Annotated in this window: 16 protein-coding genes; 9 read left to right on the forward strand and 7 right to left on the reverse strand. The window is 72.7% G+C overall.

Translation table 11 applies throughout. From position 1 onward, the window contains the following. The first annotated feature begins 17 nt into the window (after window positions 1-17). The gene (locus FHY03_RS12420) at window positions 18-632 is read left to right on the forward strand and encodes a S24 family peptidase (RefSeq protein WP_183923799.1); all 615 of its coding nucleotides are present in this window, start codon (window positions 18-20) and stop codon (window positions 630-632) included. A gap of 266 nt (window positions 633-898) precedes the next feature. Beyond that, window positions 899-2,149, forward strand: a complete 1,251-nt coding sequence (locus tag FHY03_RS12425) for an arsenic transporter (protein WP_183923797.1) — start codon at window positions 899-901, stop codon at window positions 2,147-2,149. 96 nt (window positions 2,150-2,245) lie between these two features. Here the strand turns inward: FHY03_RS12425 and FHY03_RS12430 are convergent, their stop codons facing one another. The 6 genes from FHY03_RS12430 to ispH all read right to left on the reverse strand — a co-directional run bounded on the left by FHY03_RS12430 (window position 2,246) and on the right by ispH (window position 7,459). Further along, window positions 2,246-3,289 carry a rod shape-determining protein gene (locus tag FHY03_RS12430; protein WP_311721505.1) on the reverse strand — a complete coding sequence of 348 codons (1,044 nt, stop codon included), beginning with the start codon at window positions 3,287-3,289 and terminating at the stop codon, window positions 2,246-2,248. Between the two features lie 154 nt (window positions 3,290-3,443). Beyond that, window positions 3,444-4,148: a spermidine synthase gene (locus tag FHY03_RS12435; protein WP_311721507.1), complete on the reverse strand. Its 705-nt coding sequence runs from the start codon at window positions 4,146-4,148 to the stop codon at window positions 3,444-3,446. 14 nt (window positions 4,149-4,162) lie between these two features. Next, on the reverse strand, window positions 4,163-4,369 hold the full coding sequence (locus FHY03_RS12440; protein ID WP_183923795.1) for a cold-shock protein: 207 nt from the start codon (window positions 4,367-4,369) through the stop codon (window positions 4,163-4,165). Between the two features lie 454 nt (window positions 4,370-4,823). Continuing rightward, complete coding sequence (rnhA, locus tag FHY03_RS12445; RefSeq protein ID WP_183923793.1) at window positions 4,824-5,282, reverse strand: ribonuclease HI; 459 nt, start codon at window positions 5,280-5,282, stop codon at window positions 4,824-4,826. Further along, window positions 5,279-6,232 carry a homoserine kinase gene (gene thrB / locus FHY03_RS12450; protein WP_183931093.1) on the reverse strand — a complete coding sequence of 318 codons (954 nt, stop codon included), beginning with the start codon at window positions 6,230-6,232 and terminating at the stop codon, window positions 5,279-5,281. The genes rnhA and thrB overlap by 4 nt, the downstream gene beginning before the upstream one ends. Before the next feature lie 261 nt (window positions 6,233-6,493). Continuing rightward, the gene (gene ispH / locus FHY03_RS12455; RefSeq protein WP_183923789.1) at window positions 6,494-7,459 is read right to left on the reverse strand and encodes a 4-hydroxy-3-methylbut-2-enyl diphosphate reductase; all 966 of its coding nucleotides are present in this window, start codon (window positions 7,457-7,459) and stop codon (window positions 6,494-6,496) included. A 116-nt stretch (window positions 7,460-7,575) separates the two neighbouring features. Between ispH and FHY03_RS12460 the strand changes: the two genes are divergently transcribed. The 6 genes from FHY03_RS12460 (at window position 7,576) to FHY03_RS12485 (ending at window position 13,857) form a co-directional block, all read left to right on the forward strand. After that, window positions 7,576-8,241, forward strand: coding sequence for a hypothetical protein (locus FHY03_RS12460; protein WP_311721511.1), 666 nt, complete (start codon window positions 7,576-7,578; stop codon window positions 8,239-8,241). 127 nt (window positions 8,242-8,368) lie between these two features. Continuing rightward, window positions 8,369-8,737 carry a hypothetical protein gene (locus tag FHY03_RS12465; protein ID WP_183931095.1) on the forward strand — a complete coding sequence of 123 codons (369 nt, stop codon included), beginning with the start codon at window positions 8,369-8,371 and terminating at the stop codon, window positions 8,735-8,737. 452 nt (window positions 8,738-9,189) lie between these two features. Continuing rightward, a complete protein-coding gene (ruvB, locus tag FHY03_RS12470) occupies window positions 9,190-10,212 on the forward strand; it encodes a Holliday junction branch migration DNA helicase RuvB (RefSeq protein WP_183923785.1) in 1,023 nt (340 codons plus the stop codon). A gap of 464 nt (window positions 10,213-10,676) precedes the next feature. Beyond that, window positions 10,677-11,720, forward strand: coding sequence for a heat-inducible transcriptional repressor HrcA (gene hrcA / locus FHY03_RS12475; protein WP_183931097.1), 1,044 nt, complete (start codon window positions 10,677-10,679; stop codon window positions 11,718-11,720). Window positions 11,721-11,763: 43 nt separating this feature from the next. After that, window positions 11,764-12,315, forward strand: a complete 552-nt coding sequence (gene grpE, locus FHY03_RS12480; RefSeq protein WP_183923783.1) for a nucleotide exchange factor GrpE — start codon at window positions 11,764-11,766, stop codon at window positions 12,313-12,315. A 318-nt stretch (window positions 12,316-12,633) separates the two neighbouring features. Beyond that, window positions 12,634-13,857 (forward strand): threonine synthase, encoded by a 1,224-nt coding sequence (locus tag FHY03_RS12485; RefSeq protein WP_183931099.1) that lies wholly within the window; start codon window positions 12,634-12,636, stop codon window positions 13,855-13,857. Window positions 13,858-13,868: 11 nt separating this feature from the next. Here FHY03_RS12485 and FHY03_RS12490 read toward each other — a convergent pair whose 3' ends face one another. Next, a complete protein-coding gene (locus FHY03_RS12490; RefSeq protein ID WP_183931101.1) occupies window positions 13,869-14,609 on the reverse strand; it encodes a folate-binding protein YgfZ in 741 nt (246 codons plus the stop codon). 54 nt (window positions 14,610-14,663) lie between these two features. Between FHY03_RS12490 and FHY03_RS12495 the strand changes: the two genes are divergently transcribed. Then, window positions 14,664-15,998, forward strand: coding sequence for a dihydroorotase (locus tag FHY03_RS12495; protein WP_183931103.1), 1,335 nt, complete (start codon window positions 14,664-14,666; stop codon window positions 15,996-15,998). The last annotated feature ends 198 nt before the right edge of the window (window positions 15,999-16,196 follow it).

Raw genomic sequence — 16,196 nt, forward strand, 5'->3', positions numbered from 1 at the left:
TCAGGCTAGGGTTGCGCATGGCCGAGACCCCGCAGCAGGCGCTCACGCGTGCCGCCGCCGAGCGTGGCGTGGCGCTCTCCGCACTGTCGCGGATGATCGGGCGCAATCAGGCCTATCTCAGCCAGTTCGTGCTGCGCGGCTCGCCGCGGCGCCTGCCCGAGCGCGAGCGCCGGCTGCTCGCCGACTTCCTGGCGCTCGATGAAGCGGTGCTGGGCGCCGCACCGCGCGAGGAGGACGTGGCGGTGCCGTGGCTGGCGGTACGCGCCGCGGCGGGGCACGGGCGGGTAGCGGAGGAGCGCCTGCTCCGCGCCGAGCCGGTGCCGCGCGCGCTGCTCCGCGCGGCCGGGATCGCGCCCGCCGCCGCCTCGCTGATCACGGTGGCGGGCGAGTCGATGGCGCCGACCTTGCGCGACGGCGACCGGTTGCTCGTCGACACCGCCGACCGCCGCCCCGCCGCGGGCGGTGCGATCTACGTGATCCGGCGCGACGAGGAACTGGCGGTCAAGCGGCTGGTCCCGGAAGGCGCGACCGTCGCAGTGCACAGCGACAATCCCGACTGGCCGACGTCGCGGGTCGCGGCGCGCGCGCTCGTCGTCATCGGACGCGCGCGGCTGCTCACCCGCATGCTGTGAGGCAGGCGAGCCGCTGATATACATCAGTGCCGGTGCGGCTATAGGAGACCGTGACAGGGTTGGCGCGGCATGATCGGAGGCGCGGCGATGGCGGTGGCCGCCACGGACAGTTCGGGCAGGGCGGAAGCGGGTCGGCCGCCGAGGCTCGATCGGCGCGGAGGGCATCGCGTGCCGGAAGCACGTCGCGACGGCGCATCCGAGCTCGTTCCACCGTCGCGCCAGCCGTGCGGCACGCGTCTCGGTCGCGACACCGACGGCGGTCCCTGGTGATCCTCGGTGCCGGTGCGACCTGGGGCATCTGCGCCGCCGCCACCGCGGCGGTGATCGCGCGCCCGTTCCGCTGGCCCGAGGCGATCTGGGCGGTCGCCGGCGCCGGGCTGCTGCTACTGCTCGGGCTGATGCCGTGGCAGGCGGCGCTGGGCGCGGTGGCGAAGGGCGGCGACGTCTACCTCTTCCTGATCGGCATGATGCTGCTGAGCGAGACCGCGCGCGAGCAGGGGCTGTTCGACTGGGTCGCCGCCGCCGCCGCGGCACACGCGCGGGGCTCGCCGCGGCGGCTGTTCGCGCTGGTCTATGCCACGGGCATCGTCACCACGACCTTCCTGTCGAACGACGCCACCGCGGTGGTGCTGACCCCCGCGGTCTATGCCGCCGCGCGTAAGGCCAGGGCGGACCCGCTGCCGCTGCTGTTCGCCTGCGCGCTGATCGCCAACGCGGCCAGCTTCGTGCTGCCGATCTCCAATCCCGCCAACCTCGTCCTGTACGGCGGGACGATGCCGCCGCTCGGCCAATGGTTCGGCTCGTTCGCGCTGCCCTCGCTCGCCGCGATCGGCGTGACCTTCGTCGCATTGCGCTGGGCCGAGCGCGCGCGGCTGACCGGCAGCTGTGCGATCGACGTCGCGCGGACGCCGCTACCCGCGGGCGGTCGCGCCGCGCTGGCGGGGATCGCGGCGACCGCGCTGCTGCTGCTGGTGATCTCGGCGCGCGACCTGCCGCTCGGGCTGCCGACCTGCGTCGCCGGTGTCGTGACGACGCTGCTGGTGTGCGCGCTGGCGCGGCGCTCGCCGCTGGCGCTGGCGCGGCAGGTGTCATGGAGCGTGCTGCCGCTGGTCGCCGGGTTGTTCGTGCTGGTCGAGGCGCTCGATCGCACCGGCGTGATCGCGCAGGTCGCCGCCGCGCTGCGCACCACCGCGGCCGACCCGGTGCGCGGCGCGGCGGTGGCGGGGACGGTGCTCGCCTTCGTCTCCAACCTGATGAACAACCTGCCCGCCGGGCTGGTCGCCAGCACCGCGGTGGCGCAGGCGCACCCGCCGCGGCTGGTGGTGGACGCGCTGCTGATCGGCGTCGACCTCGGCCCCAACCTCTCGATCACGGGCAGCCTCGCGACGATCCTGTGGCTGCAGGCGATCCGCCGCGAGGGCGAGGACGTCGGCTTCTGGCGCTTCTTGAAGGTGGGGGCGGTGACGATGATCCCGGCGCTGGCGGCGGCGCTCGGCGCGCGGCTGCTGATCGGGTAGGGGGCGCATAGCGTTGCCGAGGGAGCGGCGTCTCGAGCGTCAGTCGCTACCTCATCCTCTCCTTGCAGGGGAGGATCGATAGGCCCCCCATCCCCATCACCCCTGCGACAGCGCGTCGCGCAGCCGCGGGTCCTCCAGCGCCAGGCCGGCGCCGACCGCGACGCACAGCAGCGGCGAGTCGGCCACCACCACCGGCAGCCCGGTCGCGGCGCTGAGCACCTCGTCGAGCCGGGTCAGCATCGCGCCCCCACCCGTCATGACGATGCCCTGCTCGACGACATCGGCGGCGAGCTCGGGCTTGATATGGCCGAGCGTGCGCAGCACCGCCTCGACGATCTGGCCGACCAGGTCGGCCAGCGCGTCGGCGATCTCGCCCTCGGTGATGGTGATCTCCTTGGGGATGCCGTTGACGAGGTCGCGCCCCTTCACGCGCATCGGCCGGTCGGCCTCGTTGCCGGGGCGGCTGGCCGAGCCGATCGTCAGCTTGATCCGCTCGGCCGTCGCCTCGCCGATCATCAGATTGTGGCGGCGGCGGACGTGCGAGGCGATCGCGTCGTCGAGCTTGTCGCCGCCGACGCGGACCGAGCTGCTGTACGCCAGCCCGCTCAGCGACAGCACCGCCACCTCGGTGGTGCCCCCGCCGATGTCGACCACCATCGAGCCGGTCGGCGCGGTGATCGGCAGCCCGGCACCGAGCGCGGCGGCGAGCGCCTCCTCGATCAGCCGCACCTCGGAAGCGCCCGCGCTCAGCGCCGCCTGGCGGATCGCGCGGCGCTCGACCTGGGTCGAGCCGGTCGGGATCGAGATCACCATGCCCGGCCGGCGCTGGAGCCGGCCGCGCCCGCCGTGGACCTTGTCGATGAAATGCTTGATCATCTGCTCGGCGACGTCGAGGTCGGCGATCACGCCGTCGCGCAGCGGGCGGATGGTGCGGATATGCTCGGGCGTCTTGCCCATCATCAGCTTGGCGTCTGACCCGACCGCGAGCACGCGCGTGACGCCGTCGCGCTCCTCGACCGCGACGACCGAGGGCTCGTCGATGACGATGCCGCGCCCGGCGACGTGGACCAGCGTGTTGACGGTGCCAAGGTCGACCGCGAGGTCGTGCGAGCGAAGGCCGAGGATGGAGGGTAAGCGCACGGGCACCGTTCTCTCGATGATGTCGGCGGCGCGCTGCCAACAAGGGGGCTCAAGGGTCTGGCGCGGCTCGCGACTTTCGCTTCACCCGTCAATGCGCTTGCGATCAGCGGCGGGTGGCGGGCGGCAGGTGGCGGGCGCCACCCGCCGCATTGGGTCAGCGCGTGGCGAGCCAGATCGTGTGCGGCGGCGCCTCGCCGTGGCCGTCGGGATCCACCGTGGCGACGTCGACCGCGAAGCCGGCGGCGCGCAGCCGCGCGGTGAAGTCGGGGTCGGCGAAGGCCGACCACACCGCGAGCACGCCGCCGGGGCGGAGCGCGGCGCGCGCGGTGCGCAGCCCCCAGTCACAGTAGAGCCGCTCGTTGGCGAGGTGGATCAGGCCCTCGGGGCCGTTGTCGACGTCGAGCAGGATCGCGTCGAAGCGCATCTCCTGCTCGAGGATGACGTCGTGGACGTCGCCGACGATCAGCGACACGCGCGGGTCGCCGAGCGACTCGCCGTGGATGTGGCGCAGCGGCCCGGTCGCCCAGGCAACTACCTCGGGGACGAGCTCGGCGACGGTGATCGTCGCCGCACCCGGCAGCGCGGCGCACGCCGCGGCGAGGGTGAAGCCCATGCCGAGTCCACCGATCAGCACGCGCGGCGCGGCGTCGAGTCCGCGCAGCGCCAGCGTGGCGAGCGCCTCCTCGGAGCGCACCGCCCAGCTGCCCATCAGCTGCTCGTCGCCGAACAGGATCTCATAGTCCTGTTCGTGACGCCGCAGATGGAGCTGGCCGCCGTCGGGCAGCTCGGCGGTGTCGACGAGCATGCCCCAGGGGCCGTCCGCGCCGACGTCAGGCGTGCCGAGGGCCGCCTCGGCCACCGCCATCGCGCCGCTCAGGCGGACTGGAGGTTGACGGCCGAGACCTTGCCGCGCCGGTCGGTCTCCAGCTCGTAGCTGACGCGCTGGTCCTTATCGAGCGTGCGCATGCCGGCGCGCTCGACCGCGCTGATGTGGACAAAGGCGTCGGTGCCGCCGTCCTCGGGCGCGATGAAGCCATAGCCCTTGTCGGCGTTGAAGAATTTGACGGTGCCGGTGATCATGAGGGCGTCCTTCATCCCAGGTGACGGGGCTGCCACGGGAGCGGCACCCCGGCTTCGTTTAGCTTGAAAGGGATATGGGGCGCGCAGTGGCCCGAGATCCGTCGCATACGACGTCGCCGCACTGCGATAGAGCTATGGCGAAGGGAAAGATAGGCGGAATCGGTGGGGCGGGCGAACAGTGAGCGCCGGGCGGCGGCGGTCCGGGATCCACCGTGCTGCCCTCGCGGGTCAGCCCTACCCCATCTCTCCGTCATCCCGGACTTGTTCCGGGATCCACCGTGCCGCGCGCTCCAGAGACGTTGCTCTTGCCGAGGAGTGGATCCCGGAACAAGTCCGGGATGACGGAGGGGTGAGGCGCGTCGCCGACGATCCGCGCAGGAAGCCCGGAAGGAGATCAATGACCTTCCGGCTGTACGTCGACACCCGCGCTGCCAACAGGCCGGCCCGCCGCCTCTCACCCCCGCTTGGCGCGCCCCGCCGCCATCGCGGCGTCGCTGGCGAGCCGGTCGGCGCGCTCGTTCTCGGGGTGGCCGGCATGGCCCTTGACCCACTCCCACTCGACGCGGTGCGGCTCGGCCGCGGCGAGCAGCGCCTGCCACAGCTCGGCGTTCTTCACCGGCTTCTTGTCCGCGGTCTTCCAGCCGTTCTTGCGCCAGCCGTGGATCCATTTGGTCAGCCCGTCCATGACGTAGCGGCTGTCGGTCATCAGCTTGACGCGGCACGGGCGGGTCAGCGCGTTGAGCCCCTCGATCGCGGCGGTCAGCTCCATCCGGTTGTTGGTGGTGACCGCATCGCCGCCGGAGAGCTCCTTCTCGTGCGCGCCGCTGCGGATCACCACGCCCCAGCCGCCGGGGCCGGGATTGCCCTTGCAGGCGCCGTCGGTGAACATCTCGACGAGGGTGAGTTCGGTCATGCAAAACAGTCCGGATGAGCCTCGTACCAGGCGAGGCGGTGGAGATAGGCGAGCGGGTCCTTGCGCGTGACCAAAGCGTCGGCGGGCGTGTGCAGCCAGTCCCACGCGCGGCTCAGCAGGAAGCGGACGCAGGCGCCGCGCGCGAGCAGCGGCAGCGCGGCGCGCTCGGCGGCGGAGAGCGGCGCCGCCGCGGCGTAGCCGGCGAGCAGCGCCTCGCCCACCGCGGCATCGACCGGCGCGCCGGCGGCGTCGAACGCCCAGGCCGAGTGCATCACCGCCAGGTCGTAGGCGGTGAGGTCGGTGCAGGCGAAATAGAAGTCGATCAGGCCGGTGACCGCGTCGCCGAGCATCAGCACGTTGTCGGGGAAGAGGTCGGCGTGGATCGCGCCGCGCGGCAGGTCGCTGGGCCAGTCGCGCTCGATCGCGTCGAGCGCGCGCGCGACGCGGTCGAACAGGCCGGGCCGGATCGCGTCGATGTCGCGTCCGCAGCGCTCGAGCAGCGGGCGCCACGTCGCCACGCCCATCGAGTTGACGCGGGTCGGGGCGAAATCGGCGAGCGCGACGTGCATCTCGCCCAGCGCGCGCGCGGCGGCGTGCGCCTGCGCCGGGCTGGGGTGCGACACCGAGACGCCGGGGAGGAAGCGGATCAGGCAGGCGGGCCGGTCGGCGAGCCGCTGGATCGCGACGCCGTCGCGGTCGGCGATCGCGGGGGGCACGGGCAGGCCTTTCGCCGCGAGATGGTCGAGCAGCGCGAGGAAGAACGGCAGGTCGTCGGCCGCGACGCGCTTCTCGTAGAGGGTGAGGATGAAGCGCGCGTCGGTGGTGTCGACGAGATAGTTGGAATTCTCCACCCCCTCGGCGATGCCCTTGGCCGAGACCAAAGCGCCCGCGTCATAGCGCGCGAGGAAGGCGGCGAGCGCCTCGGCCGATACCTGCGTGTAGACTGCCACCTGCTGCCCCCTCGTGGCGGCCGTCCCAGCGCCCGCGGCGGGTTCGTTCGCGGAAGAGAGGAGGCCGGGTCAAGCCCAGGGGTGCGATTCCTGGTGCGATGCGGGCCACTCCCGCGCCGTCACCCCGGACTTGTTCCGGGGCCCACCTCCCCTCGTCCTCACGGGCCGATGAACGTGCCGCACGGTGAATCCCGGAACAAGTCCGGGATGACGGGACGTGGGTGAGGGCCCGGCGCGCGAAAGCCCACAGCCCGCTCCCGGTTACGCCGCCTCCGCCTCCAGCCCGCGGGGCAGCTTGAAGGCGATCGTCTCGCGCGTGGTCTCCTCCTCGCGCTCGGTCACGTCGAAGCGGGTCGACAGCCGGTCGACCAGCTCGCGCACCAGCAGCTCGGGCGCGGAGGCGCCCGCGGTGACGCCCAGCGTGCCGACGCCGTCGAGGAACGCCCAGTCGAGGTCGGCGGCGCGCTGGATCAGCGCCGAGCGGATGCCCTGACGCTCCGCCACCTCGACCAGCCGCAGCGAGTTGGACGAGTTGGGCGCGCCGATCACCAGCACCGCGTCGCACGCCGCCGCGATCGCCTTCACCGCGGCCTGGCGGTTGGAGGTGGCGTAGCAGATGTCCTCGCCGTGCGGCGCCTGGATCGCGGGGAAGCGCGCGTGCAGCGCGGCGACCACCGCGGCGGTGTCGTCGACCGAGAGCGTCGTCTGGGTGAGGAAGGCGAGGTTGGCGGGATCGGCGGGGACGAGCGCGGCGACGTCCTCCACCGTCTCGATCAACGTCATCGCGCCGGCGGGCACCTGGCCGAAGGTGCCGATCACCTCGGGATGGCCGGCATGGCCGATGAACAGGATGTGCCGCCCCGCCGCGACCAGCCGCTCGGCCTGGCGGTGCACCTTGGAGACCAAAGGGCAGGTCGCGTCGAGATAGTCGAGCCCGCGGTCCTGCGCCGCCGCGGGCACCGACTTGGGCACGCCGTGCGCGGAGAAGACCACCGGCGCGCCGTCGGGCACCTCGTCCAGCTCCTCGACGAAGATCGCGCCCTTGGCCTTCAGCGAGTCGACCACGAATTTGTTGTGGACGATCTCGTGGCGGACGTAGACGGGGGCGCCGTGCTTCTCGATCGCCAGCTCGACGATGCGGATCGCGCGGTCGACGCCGGCGCAGAAGCCGCGCGGCGCGGCGATCAGCAGCTCGAGCGGGCGGCGGGCGGGAACGGGTTCGGCCATGCGCCCGCGTCTACGCCAATGCTTGCTCCGGCGATAGTCGGTTCCTATGCTGCGGGCGTGACCGGGGCCGTTCGCGCGGCCCCGTTGTCGCATGTGCTGATTGTCGGGATGCCCCAGTGAATTCTCCCCGCGTGCTCCTTTACCGCCCGCTCGCCGCGTCGCTCGTCCTCCTGCTCGCGGCGGGCTGCGCGCGCACCGGCGAGATCGACGTCTCGCGCGGCGGCGCCGGCATCACCGCGGTACGCTCGGCCTGCCCGACCGTGGCGGTCCCCGCGGGCACCGGCGACGTCACCCTGTTCGACCCGCCTGCCAGCCGCACCGCCAGCGCGATCGACACCGTGGCGACGATCAGCAACGTGCGCTCCACCTGTGACGACCAGGGCAGCGACGTGATCACGCGCGTCACCTTCGACGTGCGCGCGCGCCGCGTCCGCGCCGACTCGCCGCGCGACGTGACCTTGCCCTATTTCATCGCGATCACGCGCGGCGGCAGCTCGGTGGTGGCCAAGCGGCTCGGCCAGGTCGCGCTCCACTTCGACGCCGGCCAGCCGGTAGCGACCGCTTCCGCCGAGGCCACCAGCGCGGTGTCGCGCGCCGCGGCGACGCTGCCGTCCGAGGTGCGCGACCGGCTGACGAAGAAGCGCAAGGCGGGCGACGAGGACGCCGCGCTCGATCCGCTCGCTGACCCGCAGGTGCGCACCGCGGTCGCCTCGGCCAGCTTCGAGGCGCTGGTCGGCTTCCAGCTCACGCCCGATCAGCTGAAGTATAACGCAACCCGCTGACGACGCGGTACTTTCACACCTTCTGCGACGAGCCGAGTCGGAGCGGCGGCGAGCCGGTCACCTTTGAGCAACCATTATCGGCCTAAGCCTTTGGTTGAAGGCGCTATCGGTGCCGCAGGAGTTGTTCGTGACCGCATTGACGCCGCTGTTGTCCTCCTCGTCGCTGGCTCCCACGGCCGCGCCGACGACGCGTCCGACGGTCCCGGTGGCGGCCGTTCCGGGCGCGGCCGCGACGCCGGACCGAACGATCGGCGCCCGGGTCGACTCGCAGGTGGCGGGCGGGGCGCTCAGCGCGGACGCGGGCGCCTCGCTCAAGGACTTCTTCGGCGAGACGGGGGAGGCGGGCTCGACCGGCAGCCTGATCCGCCGCGCCGGCGCGCAGCTCGATCAGTTCGACCGCGTGCTCGACACATTGCGCGCGAGCCTCGGCGGCGGCGCGACCTACGGCGGTCTCGCGCCGGGCAGCAGCGGGATGGTGGTCGACCGGCTGGCGTGAGCCAGCGGGGGCTGCTCCTTTTCTAGGGCTGGCGGTCTCACGCGCTGGCCCGAGATGGTCGCGCTCTGCCGCCTTCCCCTCGCATCATCGTCGCGCCTGTGTGGCGTCATCGCCCCTCTCCCTCCGTCATCCCCGCGCAGGCGGGGATCCAGACGCGCTGACATGGCGGCGCTTTTCCTGACCTCAGTGCGTCGTCGCTGCCGGTCATCGAAGTAAGAGACAATGCGGCCGTCGTCGCACCCCGCCTCGAAGCGCCGCGCGTCTGGATCCCCGCCTGCGCGGGGATGACGAGAAAGGGGGGCGGATGATGAAAAGGGGAGAGCCGGGATGACGATCATGGGGCAGGTCGCGCGCGCTCCTCGCCGACCCTCCCCGCGCCTTCGCCAAGGCTTTGCCCTTCCACCACCCGCCGGGGCTTTGCCCGCGCCCCGCCGCGCGCTACGGAACGAAGCGTGACCGACGCCGACCGCCTGATCTCGTCCACGCGCCGCGTCGAGGACGTCGACGCCGCCTTGCGCCCCAAGACGCTCGACGATTTCGTCGGCCAGAAGGCCGCGCGCGAGAATCTGCGAGTCTTCATCGACGCCGCGCGGGGCCGCGGCGACGCGCTCGACCATGTCCTGTTCTTCGGCCCGCCGGGGCTCGGCAAGACCACGCTGGCGCAGATCATCGCGCGCGAGATGGGGGTGGGCTTCCGCGCCACCTCGGGGCCGGTGATCGCCAAGTCGGGCGACCTCGCCGCGCTGCTGACCAACCTCGAGGACGGCGACGTGCTGTTCATCGACGAGATCCACCGGCTCCAGCCAGCGGTCGAGGAGGTGCTGTACCCCGCGATGGAGGACCGCGCGCTCGATCTGATGATCGGCGAGGGGCCGTCGGCGCGCTCGGTGCGGATCGACCTGCCGCGCTTCACCCTGGTGGGCGCGACGACGCGGCAGGGGCTGCTCACCACGCCGTTGCGGGATCGCTTCGGGATCCCGGTGCGGCTGCAATTCTACACCGTCGAGGAGCTGACCCGCGTGGTCGCGCGCGCGGCGGGGCTGCTCGAGCTCGGCATCGCCCCCGACGGCGCCGCCGAGATCGCGCGGCGCGCGCGCGGCACGCCGCGCATCGCGGGGCGGCTGCTGCGCCGCGTGCGCGACTTCGCCAACGTCGCCGGGGCGACGACGGTGGACGCGGGAGTCGCCGACCGCGCGCTCAACCGGCTCGAGGTCGACAAGCTCGGGCTCGACGCGATGGACCGGCGCTATCTCACGATGATCGCCGACGTGTATCGCGGCGGCCCGGTCGGGGTGGAGACGCTCGCCGCCGGGCTGAGCGAGCCGCGCGACACGATCGAGGAGGTGATCGAGCCCTATCTGATCCAGCTCGGGCTGGTGGCGCGCACCGCGCGCGGGCGCGTGCTCAACGCGGGCGGGTGGAAGCATCTCGGGCTCAACCCGCCGGCGGGGAGCCAGGACGGGTTGTTCGATTAGAGCGGGCGAAGATTGTCCCGGCATGGCGGGGAGGGGCTTTCCAAGTAGCGCAGCAATCGTCGGCTGACCTCGCCGGCCGGGAGCCAGGACGGCCTGTGCAATCGAGGGCTAAGATCCTCCCCGCATGGCGGGGAGGGGGACCGCCGCGCGCAGCGCGGTGGTGGAGGGGGCTCTCCACGCAGCGCAGCGCTTGCGGATGCCCCCCTCCACCACTCGCTGCGCGAGCGGTCCCCCTCCCCGTGCCGGGGAGGATCGGAGAGCGGCAGCGCTGTCCTACGCCACACACGCTCGGCTAGATCGCGCGGGTGACCGCTCGCTGCCTGCTCGCCCCGCGCCGCTCCCACCCGCGACTCAACATCCGACCCCAGACGCGCCAGCGACTCAACATTCGCAACATTCGCGCCCGCCGCCGCCGTCACCCGCACCCGGTTGAGCCCGCCCCCGCCGCCGCCTACATTGCGCGCGTGACGCCCTCGCCCCCGATCGCCGAGCTGACCGACCGCGCGCGCGACATCTTCCGCCGCGTCGTCGACGGCTATCTCCACAGCGGCCAGCCGGTCGGCTCCAAGGCGCTGGCGCAGGCGGGGCTCAACCTCTCGCCCGCGTCGATCCGCAACGTCCTCGCCCAGCTCGAGGCCGCCGGGCTGCTCGCCGCGCCGCACACATCGGCGGGGCGGATGCCGACCGAGCGCGGCCTGCGGCTGTTCGTCGACGGCATGATGCAGGCGCGCGAGCCCTCGATCGAGGAGCGCGCACAGATCGAGGCGCGCGCCGCCGCCGCCGGGCCGGTGGAGGAGGCGCTCGCCGCCACCACCGCGGCGCTGTCGGGCCTGTCCGCCTGCGCCGGGCTGGTGATGGTGCCCAAGCGCGAGGCGGTGCTGCGCTCGATCGGCTTCGTCCCGCTCGGCCCGGCCCAGGCGCTGGCGGTGCTGGTCGGCGAGGACGGCGCGGTGGAGAATCGCGTGATCGACCTGCCTGCCGCGCTCGATCCCTCGGCGCTGGTCGAGGCGGGCAATTACATGACCGCGACGCTGGGCGGGCTGACGCTCGCCGAGGCGCGCCAGCGGCTCGATCGCGAGCTGGCCGACGGGCGGAGCGCGCTCGACGCGGCCGCGCGCGCGCTGGTCGAGCGCGGGCTGGCGGTGTGGAGCGAGGATGGCGCGCGCCGCCCGGTGCTGATCGTGCGCGGGCAGGGGCGGCTGCTCGACGACGCCGCCACCGCCGACCTGGAGCGCGTGCGCGGGCTGCTCGACGACCTCGAGGGCAAGCAGGAGATCGCCGCGTTGCTCGACTCGGCGCGCGCGGGCGACGCGACCCGCATCTTCATCGGCGCGGAGAACAAGCTGTTCGCGCTGTCGGGATCCTCCGTCATCGCGAAACCGTTCCGCGGGCATGACGGGCGCGTGGTCGGCGTGGTCGGGGTGATCGGGCCGACGCGGTTGAACTATGCGCGGGTCGTGCCCATGGTGGATTTCACCGCCGCGACGCTCGCCCGCCTGCTCGGGTGACGCGCGCGCACCCGTTCGAGACGCTTAAGTAGACAGGGACAGAATGAGCGACCAACCGACTTCCGCCGACGACCTGCGCGAGGCCACCGCCGAGGCCGCGCCCGAGGTGGCCGAGCACGACACCCAGGCGCAGCGCATCGCCGAGCTGGAGGACCAGCTCGCCGCCGCGCGCCAGGAGACGCTGTACGCGCAGGCCGACATCCAGAACGTGCGCCGCCGCGCGGAGAAGGACGCGGCCGACGCGCGCGCCTATGCCGCCACCAACTTCGCGCGCGACGTGCTGTCGGTGAACGACAATCTCGAGCGCGCGCTGGCCGCGATCCCGGAGGAGCTGCGCGCCGACGACAAGTTCAAGGGGCTCGTCACCGGGCTGGAGGCGACCGGGCGCGAGCTGACCAACGTGTTCGCGCGCCACGGGCTGACCAAGATCGAGGCGATGGGCCAGCCGCTCGACCCCAACCGCCACCAGGCGATGGTGGAGATGCCGAGCGACGCTGAGCCGGGCACGGTGGTGCAGGAGATGCAGTCGGGCTGGATGATCAAGGACCGGCTGCTGCGCCCGGCGCTGGTCGGGGTGGCGAAGAGGCCGGAGTGAGGTGAGGGCGGGGGTGGCCTGCCGCCGCGTTGGTGGCGCTGCTGCGTACCTCTGAGCTGCAGGGCAGGCGCGCGATGAGCGCGCGCCGGTCACCCTCCACCGTCATCCCGAACTTGGTCCGGGATCCACCATGCCGCACATCCTGCAGGCGTTCCTCTTGCAGGGGGCTGGATCCCGGAACAAGTCCGGGATGACGGAGGGTGTGGAGGCGAGACGGGACGCGTCTCGCTGAACATGCCGCATCAGGACCGGCCACCCTCGACCGCCCGCCGCGCCGCCGCAGTGGACGCCGCCGCGCCACCCGTTAAGGCTAGAGGCATGAACGACAATCTCACCGCCGAGCGCGCCACCTTCGTGACCCATCTGGAGTGTTCGCTGACCGGCGAGCATTACGCGGCGGACCAGCTCCACAACCTCTCGCGTGCCGGACGTCCGCTGCTGGTGCGCTACGACCTCGACTCGGTCCGTGCCGCGCTGCCGCGCGACACGCTGGCGGCGCGCGCGACGGACCTGTGGCGCTGGCGCGAGCTGCTGCCGGTGCGGCACACCGCCAATGTCGTCAGCCTCGGCGAGATCGAGACGCCGCTGATCCCGGTCGTGCGGAGCGGCGGCGCCAACGTCTGGGTCAAGGACGAGGGCCGCCTGCCGACCGGCAGCTTCAAGGCGCGCGGGCTGGTGATGGCGGTGGCGATGGCGAAGGAGCTGGGTGTCACCCGCATCGCGATGCCGACCAACGGCAACGCCGGCGCGGCGCTGGCGGCCTATGCCACGCGCGTGGGCATCGAGACGATCGTCTTCTGCCCCGAGGACACGCCCGAGGTGAACGTGCGCGAGATCGCGGCGCAGGGCGCGCGCGTGTGGCGGGTCAACGGACTGATCGACGACTGCGGCGCGATCGTCGGCAAGGGCGCGGCGGAGGGACGCTGGTTCGATTTCTCGACTCTCAAGGAGCCCTATCGGATCGAGGGCAAGAAGACGATGGGGCTGGAGCTCGCCGCGCAGCTCGGCTGGCGGCTGCCCAGGGCGATCTTCTACCCGACCGGCGGCGGCACCGGACTGATCGGCATGTGGAAGGCGTTCGACGAGCTCGAGCGGCTCGGCTGGATCGGCAGCGAGCGGCCGCGCATGTACGCGGTGCAGGCGTCTGGCTGCGCACCGATCGTCCGCGCCTTCGAGGCGGGGGAGGAGCACGCCGAGCGCTGGGAGGACGCGCACACCGTCGCCGCGGGCATCCGCGTGCCGCGCGCGGTCGGCGACTTCCTCATCCTGCGCGCGGTGCGCGAGAGCGGCGGCAAGGCGCTGGCGGTGGGTGACCCCGCGATCCTGGCGGCGGTCGACGCCTGCGCGCGGCAGGACGGGCTGCTGCTCTGCCCCGAAGGCGGGGCGACGCTGGCGGCGTACCACCAGGCGCTGCGCGACGGCGAGGTCGACGAGGACGAGGAGGTGGTGCTGTTCAACTGCGCGACCGGGCTGAAATACCCGCTGCCGCCGGCGGAGCAGCGGCTCGATCGCCACGGCGCGATCGACTTCGATCGGCTGTGAGCGCCTAGATCTCAGGCGTCCGCGTCGAGCGTCTCGGCCAGCCACGCGGGGCGAAGCGCGTCGCCGAGCGCCTCGACGCGGCGCAGCGCCACCATCAGCCCCAGCTCGGGGTAGAGCGCGCGCGCCTTGGCCTCGTCGGGGGCGAGCGGCGCCACCACCAGCCGGCGGTTGACCTTGCTGCGATGGTGCATCCGCGCGGTATTCTCCTGGCCGACGTAGCAACCCTTGGCGAAGCTCACCCCGCCCAGCTCGCGCGCGTTGGCCTCGAGCCAGAGCGTCTCGCCGTCGCCCAGCTCGGCGCGTCCCTCGGGTACGCCGAGCGACAGCCGGTGCGCGCGCCACGGTGCCGAAGCGTCCCCCGCGTCCGCCGGTGCGAGCCAGCGCCAGCCGAGCGCCGCCAGCCGCGGATCCGGCGCCGCGTCCGCGCCCGCGGGCCGCTCGGCCGCCCAGTGCACCGCCAGGGAGTCCTCGGGCGCGATCGTGATCGCGCGGCGCAGCCGGTACATCGTCAGACGCCGCGCCAGCGCATCGCGCGCGTCGCGCTCGACGTCGAGCAGAAGGTCGTCGCCATTCGCCCAGACGAGGAAGTCGAACAAGGCCTTGCCTTGCGGCGACAGCAGCCCCGCCCAGCACGGCAGCGGGCCCGCCATGTCGTTGGTGACGAGCCCCTGGAGGAAGCCGCGCGGGTCATCCCCGGAGAGCCGCAGCAGCGCGCGATCCGCGAGCGTGGTGGCCGGTCTGGTATCGGTCATGCCGGCAAGGTAGGGAGGCGGCGTACACGGTGAAAGACCCGGAAAGGACGGACGATGGTGAGCTACGATCTCCTGCTGAGCGGCGGCACCGTCCATACCCCGGGCGGCCCGGTGAGGGCCGACGTGGGCGTGAGCGACGGGCGCGTCGTCGCGATCGGCGCGAGCGGCGACGCGGGGCGGCGGATCGACTGCACCGGGCTCGACATCCTGCCCGGCGTGATCGACACACAGGTGCATTTCCGCGAGCCCGGGCTGGAGCATAAGGAGGATCTCGCGAGCGGCAGCGAGGCCGCGGTGCGCGGCGGCGTGGTAGCGGTGTTCGAGATGCCCAACACCAAGCCCAACACCGACTCGGCCGAGGCGATCGCGGACAAACTGGCGCGCGCGCAGGGGCGGATGTGGTGCGACCACGCCTTCTACGTCGGCGCGACCAACCACAATGCGCGCGAGCTGGCCGAGCTGGAGCGGCTGCCCGGCACCGCGGGGGTGAAGATCTTCATGGGCGCCTCCACCGGCGACCTGCTGGTGAGCGAGGACTCGCGCCTCGCCGAGGTGCTGGCGCACGGCGTCCGCCGCGTCGCGATCCACGCCGAGGACGAGGACCGGATGAACGCGCGCGCGGACGAGCGCGTCGCGGGCGATCCGTCGTCGCACCCGGTGTGGCGCGACGACGAGAGCGCGATGCTGGCGACGACGCGGATCCTGCGGCTGGCGCGCGCGGCGCGGCGGCGCATCCACGTGCTGCACGTGACCACGCCGGCCGAGCTCGAGCTGCTCGGGCGCAACAAGGACATCGCGACCTGCGAGGTGACGCCGCAGCATCTCACGCTGGCGGGCGAGGAGGCCTATCCGCGGCTCGGCACGCTGGCGCAGATGAACCCGCCGATCCGATCGGGCGCGCACCGCGACGGGCTGTGGTACTGGCTCAACCAGGGCGTGCCCGACGTGATCGGTTCCGACCACGCGCCGCACACGCTGGAGGAGAAGGGCAAGGCCTATCCGGCGAGCCCGAGCGGCATGCCGGGCGTGCAGACGCTGCTGCCGCTGCTGCTCGACCATGCCGCCAACGGCCGGCTGTCGCTCCAGCGCGTGATCGAGCTGACCAGCGCGGGCGCGCAGCGCATCTTCGGGCTGGTCGGCAAGGGGCGGATTGCGCGCGGCTATGACGCCGACTTCACCGTGGTGGACCTGCGCAAGCGCTGGACGATCGAGGACCGCTGGCTGGCGTCGCGCGCGGGCTGGTCGCCCTTCACCGGCATGGAGCTGACCGGCAAGCCGATCGGCACGATCATCCGCGGCGAGGTGGCGATGTGGGAGGACGAGCTCGGCACCGCGCCGCAGGGCCAGCCGCTGCGCTTCGAGGCGACTCAGTTCCCGGGCGGGAAGTAACGGCGCTGCGCAACCGCGGGGCGGGCCATCGCTGACGGGGGGGCGCACTTTGGCTTAAAGCACGAGCGCCGACGCTGGTGTGCGACGGCGCGTCCGGCCGCGTCGCATGCGTCTGCCTCCACCTCGCGCGGCTCGGCCGGAACAGCTTATGCGATCACGGGTTTGACAGGATGTTGTCAATCTAACAGCAGGCTGTCC

The sequence above is a fragment of the Sphingomonas sp. BK345 genome (assembly GCF_014193845.1).
Classification (GTDB): Bacteria; Pseudomonadota; Alphaproteobacteria; order Sphingomonadales; family Sphingomonadaceae; genus Sphingomonas.

Coding starts and splice junctions, on each gene's coding strand:
- grpE (WP_183923783.1), top strand. CDS start 11,764: ATGAGCGACCAACCGACTTCCGCCGACGACCTGCGCGAGGCCACCGCC.
- FHY03_RS12485 (WP_183931099.1), top strand. CDS start 12,634: ATGAACGACAATCTCACCGCCGAGCGCGCCACCTTCGTGACCCATCTG.
- FHY03_RS12495 (WP_183931103.1), top strand. CDS start 14,664: ATGGTGAGCTACGATCTCCTGCTGAGCGGCGGCACCGTCCATACCCCG.
- rnhA (WP_183923793.1), bottom strand. CDS start 5,282: ATGACCGAACTCACCCTCGTCGAGATGTTCACCGACGGCGCCTGCAAG.
- FHY03_RS12490 (WP_183931101.1), bottom strand. CDS start 14,609: ATGACCGATACCAGACCGGCCACCACGCTCGCGGATCGCGCGCTGCTG.
- ispH (WP_183923789.1), bottom strand. CDS start 7,459: ATGGCCGAACCCGTTCCCGCCCGCCGCCCGCTCGAGCTGCTGATCGCC.
- FHY03_RS12440 (WP_183923795.1), bottom strand. CDS start 4,369: ATGATCACCGGCACCGTCAAATTCTTCAACGCCGACAAGGGCTATGGC.
- FHY03_RS12420 (WP_183923799.1), top strand. CDS start 18: ATGGCCGAGACCCCGCAGCAGGCGCTCACGCGTGCCGCCGCCGAGCGT.